Origin of the sequence: Kitasatospora sp. NPDC048715 (genome assembly GCF_043198905.1) — a bacterium.
Classification (GTDB): Bacteria; Actinomycetota; Actinomycetes; order Streptomycetales; family Streptomycetaceae; genus Kitasatospora; species Kitasatospora lactacystinica.
The window spans coordinates 321,742-342,183 of sequence record NZ_JBICVH010000004.1; the positions used below are offsets into that span (position 1 = coordinate 321,742).

At 75.2% G+C, this 20,442-nt stretch carries 18 protein-coding genes; 6 read left to right on the plus strand and 12 right to left on the minus strand.

Annotation, left to right across the window (positions count from 1 at the left end; translation table 11 throughout):
* Positions 1-38 precede the first annotated feature (38 nt).
* Both ACGFSC_RS10445 and ACGFSC_RS10450 read right to left on the minus strand, forming a co-directional pair.
* Positions 39-2,276 (minus strand): heavy metal translocating P-type ATPase, encoded by a 2,238-nt coding sequence (locus ACGFSC_RS10445; protein ID WP_359900933.1) that lies wholly within the window; start codon positions 2,274-2,276, stop codon positions 39-41.
* Positions 2,273-2,434, minus strand: coding sequence for a hypothetical protein (locus ACGFSC_RS10450; RefSeq protein ID WP_359900935.1), 162 nt, complete (start codon positions 2,432-2,434; stop codon positions 2,273-2,275). The genes ACGFSC_RS10445 and ACGFSC_RS10450 overlap by 4 nt, the downstream gene beginning before the upstream one ends.
* Positions 2,435-2,786: 352 nt before the next feature.
* Between ACGFSC_RS10450 and ACGFSC_RS10455 the strand changes: the two genes are divergently transcribed.
* The gene (locus ACGFSC_RS10455; protein ID WP_359900936.1) at positions 2,787-4,553 is read left to right on the plus strand and encodes a TROVE domain-containing protein; all 1,767 of its coding nucleotides are present in this window, start codon (positions 2,787-2,789) and stop codon (positions 4,551-4,553) included.
* Here ACGFSC_RS10455 and ACGFSC_RS10460 read toward each other — a convergent pair.
* Complete coding sequence (locus ACGFSC_RS10460) at positions 4,491-4,892, minus strand: NTP pyrophosphohydrolase (protein ID WP_359900939.1); 402 nt, start codon at positions 4,890-4,892, stop codon at positions 4,491-4,493. The genes ACGFSC_RS10455 and ACGFSC_RS10460 overlap by 63 nt on opposite strands.
* A gap of 158 nt (positions 4,893-5,050) precedes the next feature.
* On the opposite strand from ACGFSC_RS10460, the gene ACGFSC_RS10465 reads away from it, so the two are divergent.
* Positions 5,051-5,710 (plus strand): hypothetical protein, encoded by a 660-nt coding sequence (locus ACGFSC_RS10465; RefSeq protein WP_359900940.1) that lies wholly within the window; start codon positions 5,051-5,053, stop codon positions 5,708-5,710.
* Here ACGFSC_RS10465 and ACGFSC_RS10470 read toward each other — a convergent pair.
* Both ACGFSC_RS10470 and ACGFSC_RS10475 read right to left on the minus strand, forming a co-directional pair.
* The gene (locus tag ACGFSC_RS10470) at positions 5,593-6,006 is read right to left on the minus strand and encodes a PPOX class F420-dependent oxidoreductase (RefSeq protein WP_359900943.1); all 414 of its coding nucleotides are present in this window, start codon (positions 6,004-6,006) and stop codon (positions 5,593-5,595) included. The genes ACGFSC_RS10465 and ACGFSC_RS10470 overlap by 118 nt on opposite strands.
* Before the next feature lie 86 nt (positions 6,007-6,092).
* The gene (locus tag ACGFSC_RS10475) at positions 6,093-7,451 is read right to left on the minus strand and encodes a D-alanyl-D-alanine carboxypeptidase family protein (RefSeq protein ID WP_392862928.1); all 1,359 of its coding nucleotides are present in this window, start codon (positions 7,449-7,451) and stop codon (positions 6,093-6,095) included.
* Positions 7,452-7,641: 190 nt separating this feature from the next.
* On the opposite strand from ACGFSC_RS10475, the gene ACGFSC_RS10480 reads away from it, so the two are divergent.
* Positions 7,642-7,839: a hypothetical protein gene (locus ACGFSC_RS10480; RefSeq protein ID WP_359900946.1), complete on the plus strand. Its 198-nt coding sequence runs from the start codon at positions 7,642-7,644 to the stop codon at positions 7,837-7,839.
* Between the two features lie 85 nt (positions 7,840-7,924).
* Here ACGFSC_RS10480 and ACGFSC_RS10485 read toward each other — a convergent pair whose 3' ends face one another.
* The 4 genes from ACGFSC_RS10485 to ACGFSC_RS10500 form a co-directional block, all read right to left on the minus strand.
* Complete coding sequence (locus ACGFSC_RS10485; protein ID WP_359900949.1) at positions 7,925-8,710, minus strand: L,D-transpeptidase family protein; 786 nt, start codon at positions 8,708-8,710, stop codon at positions 7,925-7,927.
* 74 nt (positions 8,711-8,784) lie between these two features.
* The gene (locus ACGFSC_RS10490) at positions 8,785-9,582 is read right to left on the minus strand and encodes a hypothetical protein (protein ID WP_359900952.1); all 798 of its coding nucleotides are present in this window, start codon (positions 9,580-9,582) and stop codon (positions 8,785-8,787) included.
* Positions 9,569-10,093, minus strand: coding sequence for a SigE family RNA polymerase sigma factor (locus ACGFSC_RS10495; protein ID WP_359900955.1), 525 nt, complete (start codon positions 10,091-10,093; stop codon positions 9,569-9,571). The genes ACGFSC_RS10490 and ACGFSC_RS10495 overlap by 14 nt, the downstream gene beginning before the upstream one ends.
* Positions 10,094-10,372: 279 nt before the next feature.
* Positions 10,373-11,230: a TetR/AcrR family transcriptional regulator gene (locus ACGFSC_RS10500; protein ID WP_359900958.1), complete on the minus strand. Its 858-nt coding sequence runs from the start codon at positions 11,228-11,230 to the stop codon at positions 10,373-10,375.
* Positions 11,231-11,311: 81 nt separating this feature from the next.
* Between ACGFSC_RS10500 and ACGFSC_RS10505 the strand changes: the two genes are divergently transcribed.
* The 3 genes from ACGFSC_RS10505 to ACGFSC_RS10515 all read left to right on the plus strand — a co-directional run bounded on the left by ACGFSC_RS10505 (position 11,312) and on the right by ACGFSC_RS10515 (position 17,135).
* On the plus strand, positions 11,312-12,163 hold the full coding sequence (locus tag ACGFSC_RS10505; RefSeq protein ID WP_359900961.1) for a siderophore-interacting protein: 852 nt from the start codon (positions 11,312-11,314) through the stop codon (positions 12,161-12,163).
* Positions 12,164-12,516: 353 nt separating this feature from the next.
* Positions 12,517-16,014 (plus strand): S8 family serine peptidase, encoded by a 3,498-nt coding sequence (locus ACGFSC_RS10510; RefSeq protein ID WP_359900964.1) that lies wholly within the window; start codon positions 12,517-12,519, stop codon positions 16,012-16,014.
* A gap of 152 nt (positions 16,015-16,166) precedes the next feature.
* Positions 16,167-17,135 (plus strand): alpha/beta hydrolase, encoded by a 969-nt coding sequence (locus tag ACGFSC_RS10515; protein ID WP_359900967.1) that lies wholly within the window; start codon positions 16,167-16,169, stop codon positions 17,133-17,135.
* A 72-nt stretch (positions 17,136-17,207) separates the two neighbouring features.
* Here ACGFSC_RS10515 and ACGFSC_RS10520 read toward each other — a convergent pair whose 3' ends face one another.
* The 3 genes from ACGFSC_RS10520 to ACGFSC_RS10530 all read right to left on the minus strand — a co-directional run bounded on the left by ACGFSC_RS10520 (position 17,208) and on the right by ACGFSC_RS10530 (position 20,355).
* Positions 17,208-18,632, minus strand: coding sequence for a VWA domain-containing protein (locus tag ACGFSC_RS10520; RefSeq protein WP_359900968.1), 1,425 nt, complete (start codon positions 18,630-18,632; stop codon positions 17,208-17,210).
* On the minus strand, positions 18,629-19,501 hold the full coding sequence (locus ACGFSC_RS10525) for a MoxR family ATPase (protein WP_359900970.1): 873 nt from the start codon (positions 19,499-19,501) through the stop codon (positions 18,629-18,631). The genes ACGFSC_RS10520 and ACGFSC_RS10525 overlap by 4 nt, the downstream gene beginning before the upstream one ends.
* Before the next feature lie 185 nt (positions 19,502-19,686).
* Positions 19,687-20,355, minus strand: a complete 669-nt coding sequence (locus tag ACGFSC_RS10530) for a Tat pathway signal sequence domain protein (protein WP_359900971.1) — start codon at positions 20,353-20,355, stop codon at positions 19,687-19,689.
* Positions 20,356-20,442 lie beyond the last annotated feature (87 nt).

A 20,442-nucleotide genomic window follows, 5' to 3' on the forward strand; every position in this document is an offset into this window, starting at 1 on the left:
CCTCATGCCCCTCACGCCCTTCCTGTTCTCCACGCCCCTCACCGCCGTCCTCCCCGGCGCTGTCCCCGCCCCGGCTCCCAGGTGCGCAGCCGCAGGCTGTTGCCCACCACGAGCAGCGAGCTGAGCGACATCGCGACCGCCGCCAGCATCGGGTTGAGCAGCCCGACCGCCGCCAGCGGGATCAGCACCAGGTTGTAGCCGAAGGCCCAGAGCAGGTTGGCCCGGATGGTCGCCAGGGTCTGCCGCGCCAGCCGTACGGCGTCCACCACCGCCTCGATGTCGCCGCGCACCAGGGTCAGCCCGGCCGCGCCGATCGCGGCGTCGCTGCCGGAGGCCAGCGCCACCCCGAGGTCCGCCGAGGCCAGGGCGACGGCGTCGTTGACGCCGTCGCCGACCACCGCCACCGTCCGTCCGGCGGCGCGCAGTTCGGCCACCACCTCGGCCTTGCGCTCGGGGGAGGCCGAGGCGTGCACCCGCTCGATGCCCAGCTCGGCCGCCACCGCCCGCGCGGCGCCCGGGCCGTCCCCGGTCAGCAGGACGGTCTCCAGGCCCAGCCCGCGCAGCCGGTGGAGCGCCCGCCAGCTGCCCGATCGCAGGGTGTCGCCGACCACCAGGACGGCCGCCGGCCGCCCGTCCAGCTCGACCGCGACGGCCGTACGGCCCTCCTCCGCGGCCTGCGCGGCCGCCTCGGCCAGGGCCGGGGGCAGGACGGAGTCGTCCGGCCGCACCACCCGCACGGCCCGGCCCTCGACCGTCCCGGACACCCCGAGCCCGGTGGTGGCCGCGAAGCCGTCCACGGCCGCCGGCGGCCCGCAGCGCTCCCGGGCCGCCGCCGCGACGGCCCGGCCGATCGGGTGCTCGGAGCGGTGCTCGACCGCGCCGGCCAACCGCAGGGCCTCGTCCTGGGCGAGGCCGTCGGTGGTGGTGACGGCCGACAGCTCCATCCGTCCGGTGGTCAGTGTCCCGGTCTTGTCCATCACCACCGTGTCCACCCGGCGCAGGCTCTCCAGCACCTCCGGGCCGCGCACCAGCACGCCGAGTTCCGCGCCCCGCCCGGTCGCCGCCAGCAGCGCCGTCGGCGTGGCCAGCCCGAGCGCGCACGGGCAGGCCACCACCAGCACCGCGACCGCCGCCGTCACCGCCGCCTGCGGGGCCGCGCCCGCGCCCAGCCAGAAGCCCAGCACGCTCGCCGCGATCGCCAGCACGCAGGGCACGAACACCCCGGCCACCGCGTCCGCCAGCCGCTGCGCCCGCGCCTTGCCGGCCTGGGCCTGCGCCACCAGTGCGGTGATCCGGGCCAGTTGGGTGTCCGCGCCGACGGCCGTGGCCCGGACCACCAGGGCGCCGCCCACGTTGACCGTCGCACCCGCCACCACGGCGCCCGGGCCGACCTCGACCGGCACGCTCTCCCCGGTCAGCAGGCTCAGGTCGAGCGCCGAACCCCCTTCGACCACCACCCCGTCGGTGGCCACCCGCTCGCCCGGCCGCACCACGAACTCCTGCCCGGGCAGCAGCAGTTCGATCGGCACCAGGCGCTCCTCGCCGTCCGCCCCGCGCAGGCACACCTGCTTGGCGCCCAGCTCGGCCAGCGCCCGCAGCGCGGACCCGCTGCGCCGGCGCACCCGGCCCTCCAGCAGTCGCCCGGCCAGCACGAACAGCGGTACGCCGACCGCCGCCTCCAGGTACACGTGCGCGGTGCCGCCGCCGTCGGCGGTCAGCGAGAACGGCATCCGCATGTCCGGATCGCCGGCCCCGCCGAGGAACAGCGCGTACGCCGACCAGCCGAAGGAGGCCACCACACCCAGACTGACCAGGGTGTCCATGGTCGCCGCCGCGTGCCGCAGCCCCCGCATGGCCCGGCCGTGGAAACCGGCCGACCCCCAGGTCACCACCGGGACGGCGAGCGCGAAGCAGACCCACTGCCAGGCGGTGAACTGCGCCGACGGCACCATCGACAGCACCAGCACCGGGACGGCCAGCAGGGCGGTGACCAGCAGCCGCCACCGCTCGTCCGGCTCCTCGGCCGCCATCCCGACCGGAGCCCCCGCGGGCAGCGGCTCGGCGGTGTAGCCCGCCCGTTCGACCGCCGCCACCAGTTCCGCGACCGGGATCCCGGCCGGGTGCAGCACCCGGGCCCGCCCGGTCGCCAGGTTCACCCCGGCCGTCACCCCGTCGATCCGGGCCAGCCGCTTCTCCACCCGGCCCACGCAGGCGGCGCAGGTCATCCCGCCGACCGCCAGATCGGTGGCGACCACGGGCTCGGCGACGGCGCTCACCGCATCCCGCCCATGTCGTGCCCGCCCATTCCGGGGGACGCCCCGCCCCCGCCGCTCGGCCGCAGACCGGGCGCCACCGGCCCCACCTGCCGGCCCACCCCGTAGGCCACCACGAACACCACCACCAGCAGCAGGAGGAAACCCGCCAGCACACTCAACGGCCGGACACCCGGCGACTTCGCACTCACCTCCCAGCAGTCGGACGCGACCGCGGAACGGTTCCCGTACGCTCCGAAATCGAGGCGCGAATAATCGGATGACGAGCCGCGGCCCGACCGGGTAGCGTCCGGGACGGCGCCTCCCGATGCGCCTGGCCCCGGTTACTTCCTTTTCGAAAACCATCAAGTGACACCGGTGCCGATTCTGATCCCGGGAGGCGCCCGTCCCGGCACGCGCCGGTTTCGGCCCGCGCCCGCCGTCGCCGCGTGCCCCGGCTCGCCCGTCGCCGCGTGCCCCGCCTCGCCCTTCCCCTCCCGCTCCGGCCCGACCACCCACCAGGGGGACCTCTGCATGACCCGGTTCAACCGCCAACGGACCAAGGCCGCCACCAGGGCCGAGATCCAGCGAGAACTACCGGGACTCACCGCACGGGGGGTGCCCTCCCCGCTCTCCACCCACGGCCAGTGGCCGATCCCGGAGGTCCGGCACCTGCGCTCGGCGCCGCCGCCGGTCGTCCGGCGCACCGCGGCCGCCCCGGAACGGACGGCCGCCCCGGGGACGGCCGTCACCAACCACCAGTGCGGCACCGGCTACCTCCGGGAGCCGAAGGAGGAGCTGTTCCTCCTCGCCGTCTCCCACCTGTTCGGCCAGGAGAGCTTCTACGAGTCGGCCGTCGAACGCGACGAGCGGTACGTGCGGCTGATCCGCGAGCACGCCGTGAGCGACCCCGAGTGGACCCTCGGGCTGCTGCGCTGGCTGCGCACCGGGTTCCGCGTCCGGACCGCCGCCCTGGTCGGGGCCGTCGAGTTCGTCCACGCCCGGTCGGCGGCCGGCGCCGCCGGGTACTCCCGGCAGGCCGTCGAAGCGGTGCTCCAACGCCCCGACGAGCCGGGCGAGTTGCTGGCGCACTGGACCGGCCGGTACGGCCGTCGGCTGCCCCAGCCGCTGCGCCGCGGCATCGGCGACGCGGTCCGCCGGCTCTACACCGGCCGCGCGCTGCTGAAGTACGACACGCCCTCGCGCGCCTTCCGCTTCGGTGACGTCCTGGAGCTCACCCACCCCGCGCCCGACCCGGACAAGCCCTGGCAGGGCGCGCTGTTCCGGTACGCCCTGGACCGCCGACACCGCCCGGACCGCGCCCTGCCGCCCGCCGACCAGCGCCTGCTGAGCGCCCACCACGAACTGCTCGGCGTCCCGCCGGCCGACCGCAGGGCGCTGGTCACCGAGCCCGGCGGCGCGCAGCGCCTCGCCGAGGCCGGGATGACCTGGGAGGCCCTGGCCGGCTGGCTGCAGGGCCCGCTGGACGCCGCCGCCTGGGAGGCCGTCATCCCCTCGATGGGCCCGATGGCGCTGGTGCGCAACCTCCGCAACTTCGACCAGGCCGGCGTCGGCGACGAGCCGGCGGCGCGGGCGGCCGGCCGGATCGCCGACCCGGAGGAGGTCCGGCGCTCCCGGCAGTTCCCGTTCCGCTTCCTCGCCGCCCACCGCGCCACCCGCTCGTCACGCTGGTCCGAGCCCCTGGAGACCGCCCTCGGGCACTCGCTGGCCGGGGTGCCCGTGCTGCCCGGCCGCACCCTGGTGCTGGTGGACCGCTCGTCCTCGATGTTCGACCTGCCGTCGGCCCGGACGCAGCTGAACCGGGCGGACACGGCCGCCGTCTTCGGCACCGCGCTGGCCCTGCGGGCCGAGCGGGCCGACCTGGTCCAGTTCGGCACCGGCAGCCGGGCGGTCGAACCGGAACCCTCGGTGCTGCGGACCCTGGGGCTCTTCCGCAACCTGGGCGGCACCGACACGGCCGGCGCGGTCCGCCGGCACTACCGGGAGCACGACCGGGTGGTCGTGGTCACCGACGAGCAGGCCCACCGGTCGAGCGCCGACCCGTTCGCGCCCGTCCCCGAGGACGTCCCGGTGTACACCTGGAACCTGGCCGGCTACGCCGTCGGACACACCGCCCCAGGCCCGCGCCGCTACACCCTCGGCGGCCTCAGCGACGCGTCCTTCGAACTGATCCCGCTGCTGGAGAGCGGCCAGGACGGCGGCCACCCCTGGGAGCGGTCAGCTCCGCACGCTGCGCGGCCCGATCGCCCCGGCGCCCAACACACCGACCCGGGAACGTAGTTCACGGTCGGCGGTGACCACCAGGCAGGTCCGCTCCGGGTCCTCGGTGCGGGCCGCGCGGACCAGCTCCACGATCCGGTCGTCCCCGCTGCCGCCCGCCGCGACCACCCGCACCCCGGCCACCCCGTCGACGCCCCGGGCCGCGCCCTCCACCACCAGGACCACCTCCAGCGGGCCGGGCAGCTCCGGCACGCCCCGGGCGGCCACCGCGACCAGCCCGTCCCGCAGCCGCTCGGCGGCGCCCCGCCGGTCCCGCCACCAGCCGTCCGGCACCGACCCGACCACGTTCGCGCCGTCGACGACCAGCAGGGGGAGCGGCCCGGCCGCGTTCTCGTCCATGGCCGCCAGCCTGCCACGTCGTCGCCCCGCGCCGGGCCGCGGGCACGCGCCGGGGCGCGGGCACACGGGCACGCGACTCGGCCGAACCGGGGACCCGCCCGGCATGTCCGGCGCGCGCTGCCGGGCGGCCGCACGGCGGTCGGGTAGGCAACGGGCCCATGGAGACACGCATCGACGAGATCGCCGAACGCGTCTACCGGGTCTCGACCTTCGTCCCGGAGATCGCCCCGCCCACCGGGTTCACCTTCAACCAGTTCCTGGTCGACGCCGAGGAGCCGCTGATCTTCCACACCGGGATGCGCCGGCTGTTCCCGGTCGTCTCGGAGGCGATCGGGAAGGTGGTGCCGCTGGAGCGGCTGCGCTGGGTGACCTTCGGGCACGTCGAGGCGGACGAGTGCGGGGCGATGAACGAGTTCCTCGCCGCGGCACCGCACGCGCGGGTGGCGCACAACACGCTGGGCTGCCTGGTCTCGCTGAACGACCTGGCCGACCGTCCGCCGGTGCCGATGGACGACGGCGAGGTGCTGGACCTCGGCGGGCGCCAGGTGCGCCGCCGGCTGCGCAACATCAACACCCCGCACGTGCCGCACGGCTGGGAGGCACGGGTGCTGTTCGAGGAGCAGACCCGCACCCTGTTCTGCGGAGACCTGGCCGGAGTTCGTCGGGCTGCCCAGCGTGCTGGCGGGCCCGCACCCGTAGCTCAGTCCGCGAGCGTGATCCGGATGCCGACGGTGCCGCGCTCGCCGCGCCGCAGCCGGCTGCCGAGCAGGGTGAGCACGCCGAGCAGGCCGTACTTCTGGCGCAGCAGCGTGCGGTAGGCGGCGGTGCGCTCGGGGCCGAGGATCTCGGCGGTGGCGGGGTACTGGTCGCCGGTCGGGTTGCCCTTGACGTCGCAGGGGCCGACCAGCACGTCCGCGCGGTTGCGGATCCGCTTGACCTTCCAGGAGTCCGCGACGGTCCAGACGCCGAGCGCCTCCCCGTCACGCACCACCCACACCGGGGTCGGCACGGTGGTGCCGTCCTTCTTGTACGTGGTGACGAGCAGGTAGCTCCCGGAGGAGAGCCGGACGATCCGGGAGAGCCGGTCCGCGGCGGAGTGGTCGGGCGTGGTCATGGCCGGAAGTCTAGAGGGCGGTTCGCCGGAACCCGGCCGGCGCGCTCCCCCGGAAGGGCGTGCGGGCCGGGTACCGTCCCCGCCGGTCAGTCGGATCCGGTGCGGTGGGTTCGGGCGCGGGGGCGGGCGCTGCGCGCGCTGCGGATCAGCGTGCGGGCGTGGCGGACCGCGCGGCGCCGGCCGCGGCCACCGACGCCGGTGGCGCCCCCGACGGAGGTCGCACCGCCCCCGCCGTACGCGGGGACGGGGACGGCCCGGGCGGGCGCGGCTCGGCGGCGGGCGGCGGTGCGGGCGGTGGCCCAGGCGGCGAGCACGGTGCCGAGGGCCGCGGCGGTCCAGACGGCGGCGGCGAAGCCGGAGTCGGAGCTGCCGGCCACCGGCGGGCGGGACCAGGGCGGGAGCTGGTCGACGGCCTCGGCCCCGGCCCCGGCGGACGGGGCGGGCGAGGGGCGGGCGGGCTCGTCGACCAGTTTGCCGACCGGCTGGACCTTTCCGGCGGCCGCGAAGCCCCAGTCGAGCAGGCTGGCGGCCTCGTCGTACACCCTGCCCTGCGCATCGGGGTGCATCACCGTCACCAGCAGGGTGCGGCCGTCGCGTTCGGCGGCGCCGGTGAAGGTGGCGCCCGCGTTGGTGGTGTAGCCGTTCTTGACGCCGATCAGGCCGGGGTACTTGCCGAGCAGCCGGTCGGTGTTGGCGATGTCGAAGCTGGTGCGCCGGCCGGTGGTCTTGTCCAGCCCGCCGGGGAAGCTCGCGGTGCGGGTGGAGCAGTAGGAGCGGAAGTCGGTGTTGCGCAGCCCGGCCCGGGCGAAGAGCGTGAGGTCGTAGGCGGAGGAGACCTGGCCGTCCATGTCGTAGCCGTCGGGGGAGACCACATGGGTGTCCCGGGCCTGGAGGGTCCGGGCGCGCTCCTGCATCTCGGTGACGGTCCGCTGGATGCCGCCGTTCATGTGGGAGAGGACGTGGACGGCGTCGTTGCCGGAGCTGAGGAAGACGCCCCGCCAGAGGTCCTCGACCCGGTAGGCGAGGTTCTCCTTGACGCCGACCAGGCTGCTGCCGGCGCCGAGGCTGGCGAGTTCGGCCGTGGTGACCTTGTGTTCCAGGCCCCGGTCGAACTTGGGCAGCACGGTGTCCGCGAACAGCATCTTGAGGGTGCTGGCCGGGGGCAACGGCAGGTGGGCGTCACGGGCGGCGAGCACCTCGCCGGTGGCCGCGTCGGCGACCAGCCAGGATCGGCCGGTCAGTTCGGACGGCAGGGCCGGCGCCCCGGCCAGCGGTTCGACCTGGACGGCCGGGCGGCCGAGCCGCTCCCCGCCGACGGCGGGGACGGAGTCCTGGGCGAGGGCCGCCGGGGCGATGGCGGAGAGCACCAGGGCGGCACAGGCGGCGGTGCCGGCCGCGGCCCTGGTGACGTACGGGGACTTCTGCTGCACACGCTTGGGCTGCACACGGCGAACGTACCCGGGCCGCCGCCGGGCCGCCGGACCTGCTGCTCCGTCCGGAGTTCTGCGGGCGCGCGGGGAGCCCGGGGGCCGCCCGGAGCCGTGCGGACCCGTGCGGAAGGGACGACTTTGGTGGCGCGGGTCCGCACCGAAAGTCGGACGTCCGGCGACCGGCCGCCTTCCTAGGCTCGGGGGCATGAAGACGCTGCTCGGCTACCTCGGTTCGGTGTTGATCGTCGGCGGCGCCTCGGGCCTGTTGTCCACCTGGATCGAGGGCTTCCGGCTGTTCGGTTTCGTCCGGGTCCTGGTGCCGGCGGGCCACGAGATCGCCGGGTACGCGACCCTGGTGGTGCTCGGTGTCCTGCTGGCGCTCCCCGCAGCCCGGCACGGCTAGCGCGGCCGGGCGGCGGGGAGCGGTTGCGCGGCGGCGAACCGCGGTGCGGCCGCCGCCGACGGGGTCCGCACCGGGCGCCCGGCCCTCAGCGGGCCAGGGCCGGGGCGTCGCCCATGACCACCACCGGGTGCAGGGCGGGGTCGAGGGCGAGGAGCAGTTCGCGCATCCGGTCGGGGGTCAGTCCGACGCAGCCGTGGGTGGGCCCGCCGTGGTCGACGTGCAGCCAGATGCCTCCGCCGTACTGCCCGCCGCGCGGGCGGCGCCGGTCGAGCGGGGAGGCGCCGGGCACGCGGTTGTAGTCGATGGCCACCACGTAGTCGAAGGCCCCGGCGAGCGGCTCGCCCGCGAAACCGGTGCCGGAGATGCTGAAGTCGTCGGTGTGGTCGTAGGGCAGCCGGGTGCCCGGGTCGGGCAGGCGCCCGCCGGCGTCGCCGAGGGTGAACACGCCGATCGGCGAGCGCAGATCGCCCTCGTGGTGGTCCGCGGTCCAGCCGTGCAGGGCGTTGCGGGTGGGCCAGGTCGGGCCGGCGAGCCAGCCCGTGCCGTCGTCGCGGTAGAGGACGGCGCGGCCGGTCGAGGCGTCGGGGCCGTCGCCGGTGACGACCAGCGCCTGCCGCGTCCCGGCGGGTACGGCCGCCAGCAGGCGGGGCCCGACCCCGGGCAGTTGGCGCGGCAGTTCGGGCGGAGCGGGCCGGGCGGCCACGGCCGCCGCGGTCGGGTGCGGCGTGGGCGCTGCGGGCGCGGGGGCGCCCGGGGTGCCCGGGGTGTCGGGGACGGCCGCGGCCGGCGGCACGGGCCCTGCGGCGGTGTTGGGCGCGCAGCTCACGAGGAGCAGCGCCAGCCCGGCCAGGGCGCGACGGGGTAGGGACATGGCGGTTCAGCCTTCGGAAAAGGAGCTTCGGAAAAGGAACTTGGGGGGAGGAGCGTCGGGCGAGGGGGCTCGGATCAGCCGCGCGGGGTGTTCGCGGGCGTGCTGCCGTTCCCGGTGGTGGTCCGCAGGGAGTCGAGCACCTGCCGTACCTGCCGCAGCGTCGGGTCGGACGGCTGGCGCAGGCAGGCCGTCAGCTCGATCAGCTCGGGGCGGCCGCCCCGGACGACGACGCGGTGCCCGACGAACTCCCGGGTGCCGCCGTACATGGTGCAGAACGTCTCGGGGCTGCCCTCGGTGAGGGTGGCCGGGCGCGCGGCGGTCTGCGGGATCCGGGCCGGGTCGTCGACCAGCCGGAGCATGACGAAGGCGTCGTCGGCGGTGAGCGGTCCGACGGGCACGCAGAGGTCGCCCTCCGGGCAGGACGACTTCACGTCGAGCGGGTGGGTGGCCAGGAAGCCGATCCCGTCCCGGGGGTCGTCGGTGACGCCGGCGCGGGTGCGCCAGCCGTGCGGCACGTCGACGGCCACGTCCGGCAGGGACGGGAAGCGGACGGTCGCCTCCGGGGGCGGGACCGTGGCCACGGCGGACGGTGTCGCCGCCGGCCCCGCGGCCGCCCCTCGTTCCGGGGCCGGGGCGACGGCGGGTGCGGCCGCCAGCGCCGCGGCGACCAGCCCGCCGGTCAGTCCGGCACCGATCGTGGCGGTCCGCCGCCGGGACCGGGTGCGGGCGGCGCGGGCGCGGACCCGGTCCATCCGGTCCTCGGGGGCGTCCAGGTCCGGTACGGCCCGCTGGAGCAGGAACCGCAGCTCCTGCTCCTCGTCGCCGCCGGCGGGCCCGTGCGAGTCCGGGTCCAGCAGGTCACATCCGGTCACGGTGTCCTCCGTCCAGCAGCAGTTCCCGGGTGGGCAGCCGGCCGCGCAGGGCGGCCAGCGCGTGGTGCGTCTGGCTCTTGACCGTGCCGGTGGAGCAGCGCAGCGCCTCGGCGGTCTCCTCCACACTCAGGTCCTCGAAGAAGCGCAGCACGACCACGGCCCGCTGACGCGGCGGCAGCGCCCGGACGGCCTGGGCGACGACCTGCCCGACCACCACGTCCTCGTACGGGTCCGCGCCCGGCGACGGCCGGTCCGGCAGTTCCCCGTGCGGCAGTTCCCCGGTCCAGCGGCGGCGCCACCAGGAGACGTGGCAGTTGACCAGGACCTTGCGCAGGTACGCCTCGGGACGGTCGGGGGCGATCCGCTCCCACTTGGGCCAGACCTTGGCCAGTGCGGTCTGCAGCAGGTCCTCGGCCTGGTGCCGGTCGCCGGTCAGCATCCAGGCCGTGCGCAGCAGCTTCGGTCCGCAGGCGGAGACGAACTCCTCGAAGTCCGGTGTCGCGTCCCTCATCGTGCTGTCCCCGCCATGGTGCTCGTGCCGTTCCCGTTCGCTGCGGCGGCCCGGTCGGCCGCGGTGGTCGTCTCATTCTCACGGCTGCTGAACGCGATGGGTGACGGGGCGGGTTGCCTGCCTGCGGGAAAAAGTTTTTCGGGCCGGCGCGGAGCGGCGGTGCCGCGGGCGGTGCGGTATCCGAGGCCGGGGACCGCGCCGCCCGCAGCGGCCCGGTTCCCGGTTCCCGGTTCCCGGTTCCCGGTTCCCGGCTCCTGGTTCCCGGTTCCCGGGACCGCGTCACCGTGGATCAGTCGGGAGGCCCTCCGCCGCGATGCCGTCGAGCAGCACGGCGAGCCCGCTGCGGAAGGCCTCCAGGTGGCCGTCCTCCGGGGCGCCGCCGCCTTCGCTCTGCAGGGCGACGAGAAGGGGGAAGCGTTCCGCGAAGTCCGGGGCGAGTTCGACCAGTCGGGCGGAGCGGCCGGCCCACCAGTCCTCGTCGGTGACGCCGGTCGCGGCGGCCGCGCCGCGTGCGTCGGCGGTGGTGGCGGCCAGGCCGCGGACGAACTGCCAGAGTGCGGCGACCGCCCCGCGCAGCCGCCGGGGAGCCAGCGCGGCCGGTCGCAGCGCGCGCAACAGCGCCTCCATCGCGGCGAGTTCGGCGGGGCCGAGCACCGGGCGGGCCTGCGAGACCTGGAGCACCCAGGGGTGGCGCAGGTAGCAGGCGTACAGGTTCTCGGCCCAGGCGGTGACGGCCCCCCTCCAGCCCTCGGCCACAAAGGGGCCGTCCGGGAGTCCGGACGGGTATTCGGCGGAGCGCTCACCGGGGAGTTCGGAGGGGTATTCGGCGGGGCGTTCGGTCGGGCGTTCGACCGGGAGCTCGGCGAGCACCCGGTCGTGCATCAGGTCGAGCAGTTCGGCCTTGCCGGGCACATAGGTGTAGAGGGCCATCGCGGTGCGGCCGAGCCGTTCGCCCACGGCGCGCATCGACAGTGCGGCCATGCCCTCGGCGTCGGCCACCGCGATTCCGGCCGACACGATCGCGTCCACGCTCAGGCCCGGCTTGGGGCCGCTGCGCCCGGTGCGCGGTTCCGCGGGCGCACCCCAGAGCAGGGCGAGCGAGCGATGGGCGTCGCCCTGTCCGGCGTAGACGGTCATCCGACATCTCCTTATGGCGTAAAGTATCGCCCCTGCGGCAACTCTTTATGCCGTAAGGTTACCAATCGAAGGGGTTTCGCGATGACATTGCCCGTCACCTTCGTCGAGGTCGTCGAGGTCCGCCGGATCACGCCGCGCACCGCCCGGATCACCTTCGCCGCCGAGGAACTGCCCGACGCCGTCGGTACCGCCCCCGACCAGCAGCTCAAGCTCTGCTTCCCCCGCCCCGGCCAGCGCGAGCCGGTGCTGCCCGCCCGGCAGGACGACCCGACGGGCTGGTACCGGGCCTACCTGGCGATCCCCGAGGAGCGGCGCCCGCTGCTGCGCGGTTTCACCCTGCGCGGGCGGCGCCCCGGCACCCGGCTGGTCGAGATCGACTTCGTGCTGCACGGCGACACCGGGCCGGCCGCCGCCTGGGCGCTGCGGGCCGCACCGGGGGACCGGCTCGGGATGGTCGGCCCCTCCGCGCTGTACGCCCCGCCGGTCCCGTTCGCCGAGGCCGCGGCGGCGGCCGACTGGGTGCTGCTGGCCGGCGACGAGACCGCGCTGCCGGCGCTCGCGACGCTGGTCGGGGCGCTGCCCGCCGGGGTGCGGGCGGTGGCGTACGTCGAGGTCGCGGACGAGGCCGAGCGGCAGCCGCTGGAGGGGCCGGAGGGCCTCGACGTGCACTGGCTGCACCGGGACGGCGCCGCCCCGGGCGCCGTGCTGACCGGGGCCGTCCGGTCCGCCGAGCTGCCGCCGGGCCGGCCGTTCGCCTGGCTGGCCGGCGAGGCGGGGGCGGTCCGGGCGCTGCGCCGCCACCTGGTCGAGGAGCGCGGGGTGCCGAAGGCGTCCGTCGACTTCACCGGCTACTGGCGCCACCGGCTGACCCAGGACGACGCGCCGACCGCCGAGGACCTGGCGGACGCTCAGGAGCGGCTGGCCGGGTACTGACCGGGACGGGCCGGACGGCGGGCGGGCGGCGGAGGGGCGGGCGGCGGCCTCGACAGGAGCCGGACGCGCCGGTTCGCCGGACGCGCCGGTTCGCCGGGCACGTCGTTTCGCCGGCCGCGTCGTTTCGCCGGGCGGTGGCGCGGGAAGGGAGTCGCCACCGCCCTTCCCGCGGTGGAGTCGCCCCGGGTCCGGTAAGGGCCGATCGGCTGAAAGATGATGATTCAGCCCGATTTCCTCCGTGAATTTTACTGATTGATGGTCAACTTTACTTTCTGATGGGGATTTACCCCCTTGTCGTGATCCTCTCAGGTGCGTTGGAATGCGTCAGCTATCCATCTGACGAGAGGATTTATATGATCGGCTGGCGGAAAACCCAGCTGGCGGCGGCCGTCACGGTCACCGCCGCGTCGATGGTCCTGAGCCTCGGGACCATGGCGAACGCGGCCCCGGCCCCCGACCCGCAGAACGCCCGGGCGGCGTCCGCGGACGGGGCCCCGGTGCCGGTGATCGTGATTCTGAAGGACCAGATCGCGGACGCCCCGGCCGACCACGGCCACCTGGGCGCCCGGCAGCAGAAGACCGCCGACGCGCAGGCGCCGCTGCTGAAGAAGGTCAAGGCGGCCGGCGGCACCGACATCAAGAGCTTCGTGGTCGGCAACGCCTTCTCGGCCACGGTCAGCCCCGCCCTGCGCGCCCAGCTCCAGGCGGACCCGGCCGTCTCCACCGTGGTGGCCGACGCCCAGGTCCAGGTCGCCCCGGCGGCCGCCGTAAAGGCGAAGGCGGCCAAGGACGCTGCCGCCGCCGGCGCCAAGGCGCCCAAGGCCGATGCCGCTCCGCAGGCCGTTTCGGGCAGTAACGGCCAGGGGGCGGAGGAGAACGCGACCAACACGGTCTGCCCCTCCGACCCGAGCAAGCCGCTGCTGGAGCCCGAGGGCCTCTACTCGACCCGGGCCGTCACCGGCAACGGCAAGCCCGGCGTGGAGGACCTGGCCACCGGCAAGGGCGTCAAGGTCGCCTACATCGCCGACGGCCTCGACCCCGACAACCCGGACTTCATCCGGGCCGACGGCTCGCACGCCGTGGTCGACTACCAGGACTTCGCGGGCGACGGCTGGGACGCGCCGACCGGTGCGGCCGAAGCCTTCGGCGACGCCTCGGCGGTCATCGCCCAGGGCCGCCAGGTCTACGACGTCTCCAAGTTCGTGAACTCCTCGCACCCGCTCCCGGCCGGCTGCAACATCCGCATCCGCGGCCTCGCCCCGGACGCCGACCTGGTCGCGCTGAAGGCCGGCGGCGAGATGATGTCCAACTCATCGATCCTGCAGTCGATCGACTACGCGGTGCGGGTCGCCCACGTCGACGTGCTGAACGAGTCCTTCGGCGGCAACGTCACCCCGGACAGCGGCGCGCACGACACCATCTCGCTCTTCAACGAGCAGGCCGTCAAGGCCGGTGTCACCGTCGCCGTCTCCAGCGGTGACGCCGGCATCAGCGGCACGGTCGGCACCCCGGCCACCGACCCGTACGTGATCGCGGTCGGTGCCTCCACCGACAACCAGAACTACCAGCAGACCGGCTACGCGGCCTCCCAGTTCTCCAACAGGACCTGGAGCAACAGCCGGATCTCCGCGCTCTCCTCGGGCGGCTTCACCCAGGCCGGCCGGACCGTCGACCTGGTCGCCCCGGGCGAGTCGGACTGGGCGCTGTGCACGCCCGACACCAGCAAGTACACCGACTGCACGGGCTACAACGGCCAGCCCTCGCCGATCCAGCCGTTCGGCGGCACCAGCCAGTCGGCCCCGTTCGTCACCGGCGCCGCGGCCCTGGTCATCCAGGCCTACCGCGACACCCACGGCGGCGACTCGCCCGCCCCGGCGCTGGTGAAGAAGTTCCTCACCGGCACCGCCACCGACCTCGGCGTGCCGGCCGAGGAGCAGGGCGCCGGCCTGCTGAACGTCCGCGCCGCCGTCGAGGCCGCCCGCGGCTACGACGACGGGGACGGCACCGACGGCGCGAAGACCGTCGTGGTCAACACCGGCCAGGTCGACATCGCCGGCGCCCCCGGCTCGACCCACACCGCCGACGTGTCCGTCACCAACACCAGTGACACCACCCAGACGGTGAGCGCCGCGACCCGCAGCTTCGCCCCGCAGTCGGGCAACCAGCAGACCGTCCAGCTGGACCCGTCCTCGAAGGACACCTTCAAGTACGCGACCAACGGCGCGGACTGGGTGCAGAAGCAGGTCAAGTTCACCGTCCCGGCCGGCGCCGACCGCCTCGCGGCCTCGATCGCCTGGCAGGGCGCGCCCAACCCGGTCACCAACGGACCGGTGGTCCGCATGACGCTGCTCGACCCCTCGGGCCGCTTCGAGACCAACACCCGTCCGCAGGGCGGCGCCACCCCGGCGAACTTCGGCCTGGTGGACGTTCCGCACCCGGTGGCCGGCGAGTGGACCGCGATCCTCTACACCCCGGCCGGCAAGGCCGGCTACAGCGGCGCCGTCCAGCTGGGCACCGCCACCCAGCGCGCGGTGCCGGCCGGCACCGTGAGCCCGAACACCACCGACCTGAAGCCGGGCCAGACCAAGACCCTCAAGGTCCAGCTCACCACCCCGGCCACCAGCGGTGACTCCAGCGAGGCCGTCCTGGTCTCCAGCTCCAACGGCAACACCACCAGCGTCCCGGTCGTGCTGCGCAGCCTCGTCCCGGTCAACCAGGGCAAGGGCACCTTCACCGGTACCGTCACCGGTGGCAACGGCCGCAGCGCCTCGCCGACGCAGAGCTTCGCGTACGCCTTCGACGTCCCGAAGGGCCAGAAGGACCTGCGGGTCGGCGTGACCGTCGGCAAGGACCCGAAGCTGCTCATGCAGGGCGCGCTGATCAGCCCGAACGGCACCCCGGTCGACATCGAGGGCAACGGGCAGTTCGACGCCCAGGGCAACCTGGCCGGCACCGGCAACGGCGTCTCGGCCACCGCCGTCAACCCGGCCGCCGGCCGCTGGCGCTTCGTCCTGAACGTGCTCGGCCCGGTCAGCGGCCAGGAGCTCGCCCAGGACTTCGCCGGCACCGTCGCGTTCAACCAGAACCAGGCCACCGCGGCAGGTCTGCCGAACGACGCCCGCACCGAGCTGGCGGCCGGCAAGCCGGTCACCGTCCAGGTGAACTACACCAACAACACCGTCGCGACCCAGCGGATCGCGGCCGACGGCCGGCTGGACCGCCGGGTCGACCTGGCGCTGGTGCCGCAGGGCGCCTCGGCGACCGTCAGCCTGCCGCTGAGCCTCAGCTCCGCGGTGCCGTCCTTCCTGGTGCCCCCGGGCACCGACCGGCTCAAGGCCGTGGCGGCGTCCTCGACGCCGGCGCAGATCGAGCTGAGCGCCACCACCGGCTCGCCGGACCTGTTCGGCGACCTGAAGAAGGCCCAGGACGGCTCGACCGTCTCGGTGGTCACCGACAACGGCACCGCCGAGCAGCCGGTCGTCCCCGGCACCTGGGGCACCTTCGTCCAGCAGATCGGCCCGTTCGGCAGCGGCTCCGCGCCCGCCGGCACCTCCACCATCACGGCCACCGCGCACACCCAGGCCTTCGACCCGGCGCTGACCTCCAGCACCGGTGACCCGTACGCCGCCTCGGTGAACGCCTCGGCCGCGGCCGCCACCCCGGTGACCGTCGCCCCCGGCGCCACCGGCTCGCTCCAGGTGACGCTGACCCCGGCCGGCCCGAAGGGCAGCACCGTCAAGGGCGTGCTGTACCTGGTGTCCGGCCCGACCGGCGTGGCCACCGCCAACAACGTCCTGAACACCACCGGTTCGGTGCTCGCGGCGATCCCGTACAGCTACACCGTGAACTGACGTCACGTCAGATCGTTCCAGGCCGAGGCCGTCCCGGGATTCCGGGGCGGCCTCGGCCGCTTCCGCCGCCCGGAGCCGGCGGGGTTCCGGGGGCGGTCGGCTGGGCAGGGTCGGGAGTGACGGCATGTCTTCACCGGATGGGGAGTGGCGAGTTGAACGACGCGATCAAGCACGGCGAGATCGAGGTGAACGGCGTCCGGCTGCACTACGCGGAGCAGGGCGAAGGCCCGCTGGTCCTGCTGCTGCACGGCTTTCCGGAGAGCTGGTACTCCTGGCGCCACCAGTTCGCGCCGCTCGCCGAGGCCGGCTACCGGGTCGTCGCGCCGGACCAGCGCGGATTCGCCCGCAGCGACCGGCCCGAGCGGGTGGACCAGTACACCCTGCTGCACCTGGTCGGCGACGTGACGGCGCTGATCGGCGCGCTCGGCGAGGAACGGGCGGTCGTGGTCGGGCACGACTGGGGCGCGCCGGTGGCCTGGGCCACCGCGGCGCTGCGGCCGGACCTGGTGCGCGCAGTGGCCGGGCTGAGCGTGCCGCCGCTGCCGGTGGGCGGGCCGCCGCCGCTGGAGGCCGCCCGGGCGGCCTTCGGCGAGGGCTACTACCAGGTCTACTTCCAGGAGCCCGGCCGGGCCGACGCCGAACTGGCCGCGGACGTCCGGACCAGCCTGCGCCGCATCCTGTCCGCGAAGTCGCCGGACGGCACTCCGCGCGTGTGGATCGTCCCCGAGGGCGAGGGGCTGCTGGACAGCCTCCCGGAGCCGGAACGCCTGCCGGACTGGCTCACCGAGGCGGACCTCGACGCCTTCGAGGCCGACTACGCCCCGCACGGCGAGAAGGCCTTCACCGGCGGGCTCAACTGGTACCGCAACCTCGACCGCAACGCCGAACTGCTGGCCGCCTTCACCGGGGTGACGGTCGACGTGCCCGCGCTGTTCGTGGTGGGGGAGCAGGACCTCGTCAACGCGATGGTCCCGCGCCCGGTGCTGGACCACCTGCTGAGCCGGGTGCCCAGGCTGCACGGGCACGTCCGGCTGCCGGAGACCGGGCACTGGACGCAGCAGGAGCGCCCGGCCGAGGTCAACGCGGCGCTGCTGGACTTCCTGGCCCACCTCGAAAAGTAGACCCCGGGGCGCCGGTCGAGGCCGTCCGGGGACGGGGGCCGCGACCGGCGCCCTCGCACCGTCGGACCGGCGTCAGACCGGCAGCAGGCGGGCGATCAGCTCGCCGAGGCGGCGGGCGTTGCGGCAGGAGTGCATCTCCACCACGCCCGCGTACACGAGGGCGGCGGAGTCGCCGGTCGGCCAGAGCGAGGGCTGCTCGGGGTTGAGCCAGAACACCCGGCGGGCCCGGCCGGCGATCCGGCGCAGCGCGTCCGGGTTGGGGTCGCGCCGGTTGTTCCTGGCGTCGCCGAGGACCAGCACGCAGGTGCGCGGGCCGACGGCGTCCAGGTGCCGCTCGGCGAACTCGCCGAGCGCGGCGCCGTAGTCGCTGTTGCCGTGGTAGCCCGTCACCTTGGCCTCGGTGAGGATCCGCGCGGCCAGGCGGGCCGGGTCGTCGTCGCCGCGCAGCAGGCCGGTCACCTCGGCGGTGCGGTTGACGAACGCGAACACCCGGACCTTGCTGAACTGTTCGCTCATCGCCCGCACCAGCAGCATGGTGAAGTCGGCGAAGCCCGCCACCGAGCCGGAGACGTCGCACAGCAGCACCAGCTCCGGGCGGACCGGGCGGCGCAGCCGGTACGCGGGGCGCAGCGGCACCCCGCCGGTGCTCAGCGAGCGGCGCAGGGTGCGGCGCAGGTCGATCTCGCCGCGGGCGGCGCGGCGACGCCGGGCGGCCAGCCGGGTGGCCAGCTTGCGGGCCAAGGGGTGGACGGTGCGGCGCAGTTCGGCGACCTGGCCGCGCCCCGCGTAGAGGAAGTCGACCAGGTCGGCGGTGGGGGCGACGGCGCGTTCGGCGATCCGCTCGGGGCCGCGCAGCTCGGCGACCCGGCGGCGGGCCTCGCCGGCGGCCAGGGCGCGGAAGTCCTGGATGCGGCGGCGGATCTCGTCGGCGAGCACCAGGTCGGAGAGGTCCGGGGCGCTCCGCCGCTCGCGCAGGGCGGCCAGGACGCGGGCGAGCAGCGTCTCGGGGGCGAGCCGGCCCAGCGCCTGCTGGGCGGACCAGCCGTCCGAGCCCGGGGTGCCGCCGGCGCCGTACCGGCCGAAGGCCTCCACCACCTCGCCGGCCAGCCGGGCCTGGGCGGCGCGGTCGTCGTCGGCCAGTGCGGCGGCCAGGCGCTCGCGCAGCTGCTCGCGCAGCGGGTCGGGGCGGCCGAAGCGGGGCGGCTCGGGGTCGTCGGGGACGGGCGGCGGGTCGGCCCGGACGGCCTCCGGGGTGCCGACAGCGAGGGGGAAGAACAGGTCGAAGGCGGCGTCGAAGACGCTCCGCTGGCCCTCCGAGCGCAGCAGGGCCGCGGCCACACCGGCCCGCATCTGCTCGCGGTCGGCGAAACCGAGGACCTCCAGCACGGCGGCGGCGTCCACCGTCTCGGCCGGGCCGATCCGCAGGCCGTGCCCGCGCAGGGCGCGGACCAGGCCGGTGAGGCGGGCGGCGGTGTCGGCCGGCGGGGGCGTCGTCATGCGAGGGTGAGCTTCTGGGCGGCCTTGCGGACGTCGTCCTGGTGCTTGAGGATCACCCCGAGGGTCTCCCGGACGACCGTCTCGTCGAGGGTGTCGGCGCCGAGGGCGAGCAGGGTGCGGGCCCAGTCGATGGTCTCGGCGACGGACGGCGCCTTGCGCAGCTCCATCGCGCGCAGCGCGCCGACGACCCGGACCAGCGAATCGGCCAGCGTCCCGTCCAGGCCGGGCACCTTGAGGCGGACGATCCGGCGCTCCAACTCGGCCTCGGGGTAGTCGAGGTGGAGGAAGAGGCAGCGGCGGCGCAGGGCCTCGGAGAGCTCGCGGGTGGCGTTCGAGGTGAGCAGGACGAAGGGGCGGCGGGTGGCGGTGATGGTGCCGAGCTCGGGGACGGTGACCTGGAAGTCGCTGAGCACCTCCAGCAGCAGCGCCTCCACCTCGACGTCGGCCTTGTCCATCTCGTCGATCAGCAGCACCGTCGGCTCCTCGCCGCGGATCGCGGTGAGCAGCGGGCGGGTGAGCAGGAACTCCTCGCCGAAGATGTCGGTGCGGGCCTCCTGCCAGCCCTCGTCGCGGCCGGCGGTGATCCGCAGCAGCTGCTTGGCGTGGTTCCACTCGTAGAGCGCGCGGGCCTCGTCGATGCCCTCGTAGCACTGGAGCCGGACCAGCCGGGCGTGGCCGATCGCGGCCACCGCCTTGGCGAGTTCGGTCTTGCCGACCCCGGCCGGGCCCTCGACCAGCAGCGGCTTGCCGAGCCGGTCGGCGAGGAAGACGGTGGTGGCCACGGCCGTGGAGGCCAGGTAGCCGGTGGCGGCCAGCTGTTCGGCGGCGTCCGCCACCGAGGTGAAGAAACCCGTGCCGTTGTCGCTCATCCGCTCGCCCCGTTCCGGTTCGCCGTCTCCGTGCGGCGCCACCCTACCGGCCGGTCACTTCGCTGTCCCGGGGGTGGGCGGCCGGCTCCGGGGGCGTGCCGCGGGGCCGGTCGGCGCGGCGGCGCACGGCCCGGTGAGGGTGCCGTGCGCCGCCGCCGTCGGGACGGGCCGGGAGGGCCCGGGCGTCAGTTGACGAAGAGGGCCGGGCTGCCGGCGACCGAGGTGTCGAGGACCGGGCCGTAGGTGGCGCTGAAGTAGCCGGTCGCGAAGCACAGGCTCGGCCCGGAGGCCAGGGCGAACGGCTGGCCGGTGAAGCCGATGGTGTTGCCGGTGTTGGAGGTGGTGCCGTTGATCCCGGTGGTGTTCTGGTAGTTGCAGTTGATGCTGCCCAGGATGGTGTTGAGCACCACCGTGGTGCCCATCACGCCGGCCGCGCCGGGGGTGAGCTTGACCGGGTTGCCGGGGCCGTCGCTGACGGTGTTGGTGAACGGCAGGCTGGTGACCGTGACGCTCTTGACGCCGGTGACGCCGATGACGTTGGAGGTGCAGGAGCCGAAGGTCTGGGTGTTGAGCTGCTCGGTGGCGCTGCCCGGCGCGGCCGGGTTGGAGGTCACCGTCGCCGAGAAGGAGGAGGCGGCACACTTGACGCCGGTCGTCCCGGTGGCGCTGTTGTAGAAGGTCGCGGAGGTGCCGGAGACCAGGTTGGCGGTCAGTACGTCGCCGACGGCGACGGCCGGGCCGGTCGGGCTGCCGGTGGTGAGGACCGCGCCGGCGGCCTGGGCGGGGGCGACGGCCGCGCCGGTGAGGGCGAGTGCGGCGAGGGCGGCGGTGGCGAGGGTGCGGCTGATGCGCATGAGGGTGCCTCTCTCCGTCCGACGGACGGGTGGGGGAATCCCCGCGTGCGGGTGTGGTGGTGTGCACGACGGGGGAGGTGCATGGCG